Genomic DNA, 9446 nt, shown 5'->3' with positions numbered 1-9446 from the left:
ACGAGGGTCAAAACCACCCACCGCCTCGTCAAAAGGATACGAAGCACCACACGACCGTATCCCCCCACCACCCACCCCCACCCACCACCCCCACCAACACCAAACAGACAGCAGCCGGCGAGCACCAAGCAGGTGAGGACAGGGCGGCTCACACTTGGATGAGCAAGGGCCCGCGACCCGCTCCGGGCCACCCCGCAGCGCTGACGGCCACCCGCCCGACCACAGGGGCCGGCACGGGCGTCCGGGACAGGACCTCCCATGCGGCTTCGTGAACTGCCCACACGCTGGACCACCGGCGCCTACGTCCTACACACCGGGTGGCAGAAATGGCACGGCGACCAAGCCACCGCCCAGGCCGTACACGCCATGGCCACCACCGCCTACCCCTGGCTGGCCCGACTCTCCCCCCAACGGTTCCTACGCCTCCTGGCCGCCACCGAGATCACCACCGGCGCCCTCCTCCTCACCCCCATCATCCCAGCCCCCATCGCCGGCGCCGCCCTGACCGGCTTCTCCACCGGCCTACTGGGCCTCTACGCCCGCACCCCCGGACTACGCCAACCCGGCAGCATATGGCCCACCCCACAAGGCCTACCAATCAGCAAAGACATCTGGATGCTCGGCATCGGCCTGAGCCTCCTCACCGAAGCCTGCCCCCGACACGACGACAACCTCACCGCCCTGACCCACCACCCCCACAACAAACCCACCTGACAACCACCACCCCCAAACCAGACACCCCGCGCACAACGAGCCATACACACCCACCCACCAACCCGCACACCACAGCCGCCCAGCCCCCCGACCGCGCACCCTCACAGGTTGGTGAGCTTCTCACCCTTGAGGTCCTGCAGGGTGTGGTCCACGCACACCGCCAGGATCACCAGCAGGACCGCGTCCTGCTGGGCCATCACGTCGACCGCGTACGCATCACGCAGGCTGAACCACCGCCGGGAGATGTGAGCCAACGTGGTGCCCTCGTGCCGGATGTCGAACTCGCGGTCGAAAAGATTACCCACTATCCGCAACCGCCGCCCGTCATACAGACGGACCTTGAACCGGTCACCGAACAACGTGAACGCCCGCTTGCTGATCTTCGCCGCGAGCCGACCATCCTGCTTGATCAACAGCGTGTGATGGAAAGTGAAGGCCTTCTTGACGATGCTCGCGACATGCTCGCCACGGGTATCCACCAGAGCGAACGTATTCCGCAACCGCAGGAACTTCCGGTTGACCCTGAAAAGCCTCTCCCGATGCTCGGTCTCAATCCACGCCTCCTCATGAAAGGCGAACATACGATCGCGTACCAGATAACGCACCAGGCCCCCAACAGATCAAGTTCCAGCACCACCAGGCCAACACCCCGGCAGCATCCCCCAGAGCCTAGTACCCAACACACCCCCACCAAATACCAGGGGCCACAACACGCCGAACCCGAACCCGGCCCGTTCACGCCGCCCCAGCCGACACCACCGACACCCGACACCCACACCCGGCACCCACTCAAACCGACCCCTGACGAACCGCCACAGAACATCCCCTGACACCACCGCACGGACAGGCCCGGGCAGAGAAGCCAGCCCGGGCCGTCCGGCATCGCACGGAGCGGCGGCGCCAGGGGACACGGATGGTGGGGTGGGCCGGCCTGATCACCCTGACGCGGAAGCTGGCGTAGGAAGGCTTGCACTGGCCGCAGTTCCGGCCCGGCCGCCTGGAACGGCGGCCGGGCCGAACAGGCCCCGCTCACGCAAGGAGCCAGCCGCGCGCCTCGAGTGCACAGGCACGCTGGCGCACCTTCTCCACCTCGCTCAGCCGCGCTGGACCCCTGACCAGCGCCCGGGTCAGCTCCTGCACCGTCACCGGCGCCAATGCGGACAGCACCGTCTCGAGCACCTGCCGACATGCCCCGCACAGCGCATCAGCCCCCAGCCCGGCCCGCCACGGCGGCGACCGGGCGTCATAGCCCTCCCGCAACACCGGGCCCGCCGCCACCGACCCGGCCACGGGCACCGGCTCCTCCACCACGGCCGGCGCAGGTGACGCCCCGCACCCTCCCGGGCCGGACCGCAACTTCGGCGAACACGCGGGTCACCGCCAAGTGGGCGATCCGCGCATGCTCCGGCCACTGCCGGGCCGCCTCCGCCTGCACCTGGGCCTCCCACAGCATCTCCAGCCACGGCTCCGGATCCTCCCGGGCCCGCGCCTCCCGGACCTCCGGCAACCCGATCAGCGACAGCACCTCGCACCTCCACGACCGGGCCAACCTCTCGCTGGCTGCCCACAGCCCACCGCCCCAACACCGCGGCCACCCGAAAGCGCTCCAGGTCATCGAGCCGCGGACTGGTTCACCACCACGCACTCAGCTCGTCCAGGGCGTGGGCTGGCCGCCACCGCCTGCTGGAGTTCGGCGATCACGCGACCACCGTCAGCACGATCTTGCCCTGGATGTGGCCCTGCGCGGCTCGCGTGTGTGCCCTGCCCGCATCGGGCAGCGGGTAGGTGCTGTCCACCCCGACCTGGAGCTTGCCCTCGTCGAACAGGCGCCCGATCTCGGCGAGCTGGGGGCCGTTGGAACGCACCTGAATGTTCGAGACAGTAATGCCCAGACGCGCCGTCTCCTCCGGGTCGTACCAGGCGAAGAACACCGGAAGCATGGTGCCGCCGCGCTTGAGCACGGTCAGGAAGCGTGAGCTGTCCGGGCCACCGACGGTGTCGATCACCAGGTCGACACCGCTGACCACGTCCGCGGGCTGCGTCCTGGTGTAGTCGATGAACTCATCGGCGCCGAGCTTGCGCAGGAACTCCTCGTGCCGGCCCGAGGCCACCGCGATGACGCGCGCCCCCTTCCACTTCGCCAGCTGCACCGCGAAGTGACCCACTCCACCAGCGGCCCCGTTGACCAGCACGGTCATCCCCGGCGCAATCGGCACCGGCCGGTGCACCCGGCCGGTGAAAGGAGACGGCACGTCATGGCCGAGATCAACCAGGTACTGCCAGGCCGTAAGCACGGCCATCGGCGCCCCAGCCGCCTGCACGTGGTCGATACCAGCCGGCTTGTGAGCCAGGTCCGAAGCCGGCGCGGCCACGTACTCGGCGTACGTCCGGCCCTCGAATCCGGGAAACCGCAGCATGCCGAAGACCTCGTCACCGACGGCGAACCCCAGCACGTCCGAAGCGACCGCCTGGACCACTCCCGACATGTCCGTTCCGGGGATCAGGGGGAACTCCAGCGCCGGCCTCATCTCGGCCGGCATGACCTTCATCCCCTCACGCAGGTACCAGTCCGGCGGATTGATGCCCGCCGCGTGCACCCGGACGAGCACCTCGCCCGGGCCGATCTCAGGAACTGACACCTCGTCATACTGCAAAACTTCCGGCCCGCCCGCTTCATGGAACTGGATCGCCTTCATCACGCCTGTCGCCTTCTTGAGGAAACGTTGCTCCATAAGTCAAGGCCCACCGCGGCATCACCGTCCAAGACCAATCCGGCAACCTGCTCATTCCGAAACGGCATGACGCGTACGCTGCAAGGGTGAACGATCTCGGACAGGACCTGGAACTGCGGCTGGTGCGCTACTTCACTGTGGTGGCGGCGCACCAGCACTTCGGCCGGGCCGCCGCCGACTTGCACGTGGCCCAGCCAGCGCTGAGCCGCCAGATCCAACGGCTCGAGAAGTACCTCGGCGCACGACTGCTGGACCGCGTACCCCAGGGCACCCGGCTCACTCCGGAAGGCCAGAGGTTCCTCCCCCAGGCCCAAGCCCTGCTGCAGGCCGCCCGCCAGGCCGAACTGGCCGTGCGTGAACAAGCCGAGACCGAACGAATCGCCATCGGCTACGTTGAAGACCTGGTGATCACTGCCGCCGTAGGGGAACTACGCCGCCGTTACCCTCACGCCGAGATCGCCACCCGCTACCTGAGCTGCCGCGACGTCGGGGCGCTGACCGACAAGCGCGTCGACGCCCTGATCGCGCGGGCCCCGCTGCCACTCGCCGCCGACAGTGTCTTCACCACCCCGCTGTACGAGGAACCCCGGATGCTCGTGGTCCCGCGCGGCCACCCCCTGGCCGACCGCGCGTCGGTGACCGCGGAAGAACTGGCCGGCGAGGAGGCGGCGCCATGCGCGTTCGAGACCGCGGACTGGACTTCCTACCGGATCCTCGGGGCCGGCGTGCCGCCGATCGAGAGCTACGAGGACAAACTCGAACTCGTCGCGAGTGGCAGGGCGATCGCCGTGCTACCGGTCGGCGACCGGCGCAGCTCACTGCGTCCCGACCTCGTTACCGTCCCGATTGAGGACGCTCCCCCCAGCCAAGTCGTCCTGGTCAGCCGCGAGGGCGATCTGAATCCGATGATCAGGAATCTCCGGCTGGCTGCCGAGGCCGTCCTGACCGCCCCGGCAGCTTGACCGCGACCAGCCGCCGGGGCGGTCACTGAGCTTGACTCTGTCGGGCAAAGCTCCAAGATCCCCGACAGAGTCAAGCTCAGAGGGCTCTACCTTCTGAGCCGGGTTGGTCTGGTCATTCGTAGGGTTGGACCACCCAGGGGTGCTGGGTGTGGCTATCAGAGGGCTGCCTCTTGTGGCTTTTACCACTTCGCCGCCTGGCGCCCCAAGACGACTCGGCCGCCGATTAGGAAGTGCGAGCAAGTCGCTGAGTAGAGCAATGCCGGCGAGGTCGTCCGTGGTGCGAACAGTACGAACATGCATGTCAGGAGCACGATGAGCCGGATATGGGCCGGGCTCGACAGCGGCAAGGGCCACCATCACGGACTGGCCCTGGACTCGGACGGCAGGACCAGGCTGTCGCGGCGGGTCGCCAACGGCGAGCCCGAACTGCTGGACCTGATCGCAGACGTCCTCGCCCTCGCCGACGGCGAGCCAGTGACGTGGGCAATCGACATGACTGGCGGGGAGCCGGCCCTACTGCTGAGCCTGCTGGTCGCCCACGGCCAGGAGGTCCTGTACATCCCCGGCCGGCTGGTGAACCGCGCGTCCGACGGCTACCGCGGCGAGGGAAAACCCGACGCCCGCGACGCCTACGTGATCGCCGACCAGGCCCGGATGCGCCGCGACCTGCAACCGATCCGCCCCGGCGACGAGGCCGCGATCGAGCTCAAGCTGCTGACCGGCTGCCGGGCCGACCTGGTCGAGGACCGCACCCGCGCCGTCAACCGCCTGCGCGGCACCCTGCTGAGCATGTTCCCGGCCCTGGAGAGGGCCCTGGACGTGACCAACACCGGCCCGCTCAAGCTCCTGACCGGCTACCAGACCCCAGCCGTGATCCGCCGCGCCGGCACCGCCCGGCTAACGAAGTGGCTGGTCAACCGCAAAGTCCGCAACGCAAGAGCCCTCGCTGAGGCGGCAGTCGGGGTCGCCGAGCGGCAGTACACCACCGTCCCCGGCGAGAAGACCATCGCAAGGCTGGTCCACACCCTGGCCGAGGAGGTGATGGCCCTCAACGAGCAGATAGCCGAGATGGACAAGCTCATCGAGGGCCGGTTTCGCGAGCACGAACTCGCCGAGATAGTCGAGAGCGTTCCGGGTATCGGCACCGTGCTCGGCACTGAGTTCCTCGCGGGCGTCGGCGGTGGCCTGGACGGCTTCGCCTCCCCGGACGCTCTGGCGGCCTTCGCCGGCGTCGCCCCCGCGCCCCGCGACTCGGGCAAAGTCAGCGGCAACCTGCAGCGGCCGACCGTCTACCACCGCAGGCTCCAACGCGTCTTCTACACCTCGGCGTTGGTGAGCATCCGCTGCGATCCGAACTCTCGAAAGTTCTACGCCCGCAAACGCGCCGAGGGCAAACGGCACGTCCAGGCCGTCATGGCCCTGGCCCGCCGACGTGTCAACGTCCTGTGGGCCCTAATCCGTGACCGACGGTGCTACCACGCCACACCCCCAGCGATCGAGACGGCTTGACAACGACATCAGGAAGCGGTTCATGAGGTGTTGTCCGTTACGAGGAGAGGCTGGGGACAGGGCTGCCGGTCGCGGGGCATCGGTCGGCTGTTGCTTCTTGGTGAAGCTGCCGGCGTCGACCTCGGTGAGGACGTCGAGTTTGACGAGGCGTTTCAGATGGCGCGGGTTCCTTCGATGTTCTTCGGCAGTGGTTCGTGGTCGAGGGCTTCGCAGAGCGGGCCGGCGGGCCAGGCGCCGGTCCGGCGCATCCAGTCGGGCACGCCGTGGCCGATCCCGGCGGCCAGCCGGGGGGCGGAGCTGGGCGAGAGTGGCCAGTTCCATGGCGGCGAAGCACAACGTTGCGGGCGCCGGCGGGCATGATGCCGATGCCGAAGGTGACCCGCTCGGTGGCGGCGAGGACGGTGGCTGCTTGCGCGATTCCGCCGTGGTGGCCGAGGTCTTCCACGACCCACAGCTGTTCGAAGCCCAGCTCTTCGGCCCGCCGGGCGTACGGGAGGATGTCCCGCACGGGCAGGTCGCGCGGGAGCTGGACACCGACACGGCCTCGGGCGGCACGGACATCGGTCCGGGGCACATGGGCCTCCTGGTGCCGGCTGGGGCGGTCAGTGGCTGGTCGGTGCGGTCCCTGGAGTGCGGTCGGCCCCGGTGCGGGCGGGTGTGGTGCGCAGGACTCCGGCGGTCGTGGCAGTGGTGGCGCACAGCAGGGTCAGCAGCAGGAAGGCGTGGTTCAGTGCCACGAGGTGGGTCAGCCAGCCGATGACGGCGGGGCCGGCGAGCATGCCGAGGTAGCCGAGTCCTGCGACACGGGAGACGTTCGCGCCGGCGGCCGAGGGGTCGGCGTGGCCGGCCGCGCTGAACAGTTGGGGCACGCAGCCGGACAGGCCCAGACCGAACAGCGCCCAGCCCGCGAACGCCGCCCAGATCCACGGGGTGGTGGCCGCGATCGTGATCCCGACGGCGGCGGTGGCCGCGCCGTAGCGCAGGACGGCCATCGATCCGAACCGGGCGACGATCCGGTCGGCGAGCAGCCGGCCGGTGGTCATCGCCGCCGCGTAGGTGCCGTAGGCGAATGCGGCGGTGCTCGCGGGCGCGCCGAGGACGTCCTTGAGGTGCAGGGCACTCCAGTCGTTGGCAGCGCCCTCGCAGAGCATGACCATCAGGGCCAGGGCGGCGAGGATCCGGATTCGCTCGCGGGAACCGCCGCGGGCGGTGGCGTGTGTACCCTCGCCGTCTTGGCCGACGTCGGTGGTGGCGGCGGGCGCGGTGGCGCCCGGTAGCAGGAAGCGCGCGGCGGCCAGCGCGGTCACGCTGCCCGCCGCGCCCAGGACGCCGAGGGTCGCGGCCGGGCTGAGTCCGGTGCCCGCGACGGCGGCTGCGACGAGCGCCGCGATGACGCCGCCGACGGAGAACGTAGCGTGGAAGCCGGACATGACGGGCCGCCGGTAGGCCTTCTCCACGTGCACGGCGTGGGCGTTCATGCTCACGTCGAGGCTGCCGTTGGCGAAGCCGAAGACCAGCAGGGCACCGGCCAGCCACCAGGGATCCCGGGGCAGCCCGGGCAGGACCAGGACCGCACCGCACATGACCCCGGCGGCGGGGAGCACGGTCCGGGTGCCGAGGCGGTCGGCCAGCCGCCCCGTCACCCGCATACCCAAAAAGGCCCCGAGCCCCAGCAGTACCAGCAGGCCCCCGAGGGCGGCGTGGCTGATGCCTACGCGCGACTCGATGGCGGGGATGTGCACCACCCACGAGCCCATCAGGGTGCCGTCGAGAACGAAGTAGACGTAGGTCGCCACACGGGCGGCCCGGAGCGAGCGTTCCATCCCCCTACCATAACGAACACAAAGCTTGTTCGAAAGGCGACTAAGTGAACATGTTGTCTGTTTGTTCTCGGATGCGGTTCAATCTCGGTATGAGCAACGCAGACCGCCACACCCTGATCGCCCAGGCCGTCAGGGACGCGGGCAGCGCGACGGTCCAGGAACTCGCCGACCTGACCGGCGCCTCCGACATGACCATCCGGCGTGATCTCGACGCGCTCGCCGCCCAGGGCGTCCTCGAACGCGTCCGCGGCGGAGCCCGCACTCTGCTGCTCAGGGGTGAGGAGCCGCCCTTCGCGCTGCGCGCGCGGGAGGCCGTCGAAGCCAAGCGCCGCATCGCGGCCGAGGTGGTCTCGCTCATCGCGGACGGCGAGACCGTGCTGCTCGACAGCGGCACCACCTGCCTGGAGGTCGCCCGCCTGCTGCACCAGCGGCCGGTTACCGTGATGCCCCTGTCACTGCAGGCCATCCACCTTCTCAGCGACCCCGCGGGGCCAGCCGGGCTGATGATCCCCGGCGGACGACCCCGCGCCTCCGAAGGGGCCCTGATCGGCCCCCTCACGCTCGCCTCCCTGGCAGCCCTGCGCTTCGACACCGCGATCGTCGGCTGCTGCGGCCTGAGCGCGGCCCAAGGCCTGACCGCCTACGACCTCGACGACGCGGCGGTGAAGAAAGCGAGCATCGCCTCCGCCCGCCGCACCATCGTCGCCGCGGACGGCGGCAAACTCGGCCGCACCGCCTTCGCCCACGTCGGCCCGTCCACTCTCCTGCACACCCTCGTCACCGACACCACAGCGCCCGCCGACGAACTCACCGCGCTCGAAGGCACCGGCACCATCGTCAAGACCGTCTGACAACATCCCCGGCGTCGGCACCCCCAGCCGAGCACGACCAGCCACCGGCGGCCGGCTTCCACCCAGGCCGCGTCCCCAACCCCCCGGGCGAGTGATCGGCGCCCCCAGAAAGCGGTTCGGGAAGTGTTGCCCGATTCGACGTGCAGCCGGGGACAAGCCTGCCGGCCGCAGGGCATCCGTCGACTATCGCTTCCCGGTGAAGCTGCTCCTCGTCGTCCCTGGTGGGCGGCTGACGATGCATCAGCTGCAACTGCACTCCGAAATCACCCGCAGACAATGCCCTACCATCTGCGGGACCGCTGGCCGCGACCCTGCGGGAGCGGCCGTCAGGCCGTATATGAAGCGGCCTCGTTATCTGCGGCAAGGGGGAAGTGGTGCCCGCCGTCGTACAACTGCCCGCCGGGAAGGCACTGACCGTCCGCGCGGCGGCCGATGTCTTCCTTGACTCGCTCGGCAACCCGAACACGGTCCGCAACTACGGGATCGGGGGGTGAGCAAGATCGCCGAACGGCTCGACGAGAGCCAGCCACTGGCGTCCGTCGCGGACGACGAGATCGGCGAGGCCCTGGAACTGCCGTGGGGCAACTCCGAGGTGAACACCTGGAACGCCCGGCGTGCCCGTTCAGCCCCCCCAACATCGAAGAAGTCGAAGAACAAACCGGGAGACTCAAGGCTCCGTAACGATCCGCGTCGAGTGCCACAACAACCCGAACAAGACGTCGTGACACCGCGAACGGGACGCCGCGACAACCCGGGCGACGTGCCATGACCGGCGTCACCCGGTCGGCTCAGCAGCAATCGCGCCGCCCAGCCCCCCGAACCTAGGGTCGACCCAAGCCCAGGCTCGGCCATCGG

At 69.3% G+C, this 9446-nt stretch carries 8 protein-coding genes and 2 pseudogenes; 5 read left to right on the top strand and 5 right to left on the bottom strand.

What is annotated here, in order from left to right; genetic code table 11:
- Positions 1 to 258 precede the first annotated feature (258 nt).
- Complete coding sequence (locus ACIGXM_RS37115; protein WP_396568537.1) at positions 259 to 714, top strand: hypothetical protein; 456 nt, start codon at positions 259 to 261, stop codon at positions 712 to 714.
- A 101-nt stretch (positions 715 to 815) separates the two neighbouring features.
- On the opposite strand, the gene ACIGXM_RS37110 is transcribed toward ACIGXM_RS37115, so the two are convergent.
- From ACIGXM_RS37110 to ACIGXM_RS37100, 3 genes are all read right to left on the bottom strand, one after another.
- Positions 816 to 1319 (bottom strand): LURP-one-related/scramblase family protein, encoded by a 504-nt coding sequence (locus ACIGXM_RS37110; RefSeq protein ID WP_396568385.1) that lies wholly within the window; start codon positions 1317 to 1319, stop codon positions 816 to 818.
- A 424-nt stretch (positions 1320 to 1743) separates the two neighbouring features.
- Positions 1744 to 2004 carry a hypothetical protein gene (locus tag ACIGXM_RS37105; protein WP_396568536.1) on the bottom strand — a complete coding sequence of 87 codons (261 nt, stop codon included), beginning with the start codon at positions 2002 to 2004 and terminating at the stop codon, positions 1744 to 1746.
- A 407-nt stretch (positions 2005 to 2411) separates the two neighbouring features.
- A complete protein-coding gene (locus ACIGXM_RS37100; protein ID WP_396568538.1) occupies positions 2412 to 3410 on the bottom strand; it encodes an NADP-dependent oxidoreductase in 999 nt (332 codons plus the stop codon).
- A 122-nt stretch (positions 3411 to 3532) separates the two neighbouring features.
- Here ACIGXM_RS37100 and ACIGXM_RS37095 point away from each other — a divergent pair, with 122 nt between their 5' ends.
- Positions 3533 to 4408, top strand: coding sequence for a LysR family transcriptional regulator (locus tag ACIGXM_RS37095; RefSeq protein ID WP_396568535.1), 876 nt, complete (start codon positions 3533 to 3535; stop codon positions 4406 to 4408).
- A gap of 312 nt (positions 4409 to 4720) precedes the next feature.
- Positions 4721 to 5917 carry an IS110 family transposase gene (locus tag ACIGXM_RS37090; protein ID WP_396568534.1) on the top strand — a complete coding sequence of 399 codons (1197 nt, stop codon included), beginning with the start codon at positions 4721 to 4723 and terminating at the stop codon, positions 5915 to 5917.
- Positions 5918 to 6129: 212 nt separating this feature from the next.
- Here the strand turns inward: ACIGXM_RS37090 and ACIGXM_RS37085 are convergent.
- Positions 6130 to 6491: pseudogene (locus tag ACIGXM_RS37085) on the bottom strand (LLM class flavin-dependent oxidoreductase); the annotation flags it as partial.
- Between the two features lie 28 nt (positions 6492 to 6519).
- On the bottom strand, positions 6520 to 7740 hold the full coding sequence (locus ACIGXM_RS37080) for an MFS transporter (protein ID WP_396568533.1): 1221 nt from the start codon (positions 7738 to 7740) through the stop codon (positions 6520 to 6522).
- Positions 7741 to 7829: 89 nt separating this feature from the next.
- Between ACIGXM_RS37080 and ACIGXM_RS37075 the strand changes: the two genes are divergently transcribed.
- Both ACIGXM_RS37075 and ACIGXM_RS37070 read left to right on the top strand, forming a co-directional pair.
- Positions 7830 to 8591, top strand: a complete 762-nt coding sequence (locus ACIGXM_RS37075) for a DeoR/GlpR family DNA-binding transcription regulator (protein ID WP_396568532.1) — start codon at positions 7830 to 7832, stop codon at positions 8589 to 8591.
- 374 nt (positions 8592 to 8965) lie between these two features.
- Positions 8966 to 9210 (top strand): annotated as a pseudogene (locus ACIGXM_RS37070) (site-specific integrase); the annotation flags it as partial.
- Positions 9211 to 9446: the final 236 nt, after the last annotated feature.

Origin of the sequence: Kitasatospora sp. NPDC052896 (assembly GCF_044547075.1) — a bacterium.
In the GTDB taxonomy this organism is placed as follows: domain Bacteria; phylum Actinomycetota; class Actinomycetes; order Streptomycetales; family Streptomycetaceae; genus Kitasatospora.
Note: the sequence above shows the minus strand (reverse complement) of the source record. Positions and strands in the feature narration are given on the sequence as shown.

Bases quoted from the DNA above. Each gene is read 5' to 3' on its own strand.
- ACIGXM_RS37115 (WP_396568537.1), top strand. From the start codon at position 259: ATGCGGCTTCGTGAACTGCCCACACGCTGGACCACCGGCGCCTACGTC.
- ACIGXM_RS37100 (WP_396568538.1), bottom strand. From the start codon at position 3,410: ATGAAGGCGATCCAGTTCCATGAAGCGGGCGGGCCGGAAGTTTTGCAG.
- ACIGXM_RS37090 (WP_396568534.1), top strand. From the start codon at position 4,721: ATGAGCCGGATATGGGCCGGGCTCGACAGCGGCAAGGGCCACCATCAC.
- ACIGXM_RS37080 (WP_396568533.1), bottom strand. From the start codon at position 7,740: ATGGAACGCTCGCTCCGGGCCGCCCGTGTGGCGACCTACGTCTACTTC.
- ACIGXM_RS37075 (WP_396568532.1), top strand. From the start codon at position 7,830: ATGAGCAACGCAGACCGCCACACCCTGATCGCCCAGGCCGTCAGGGAC.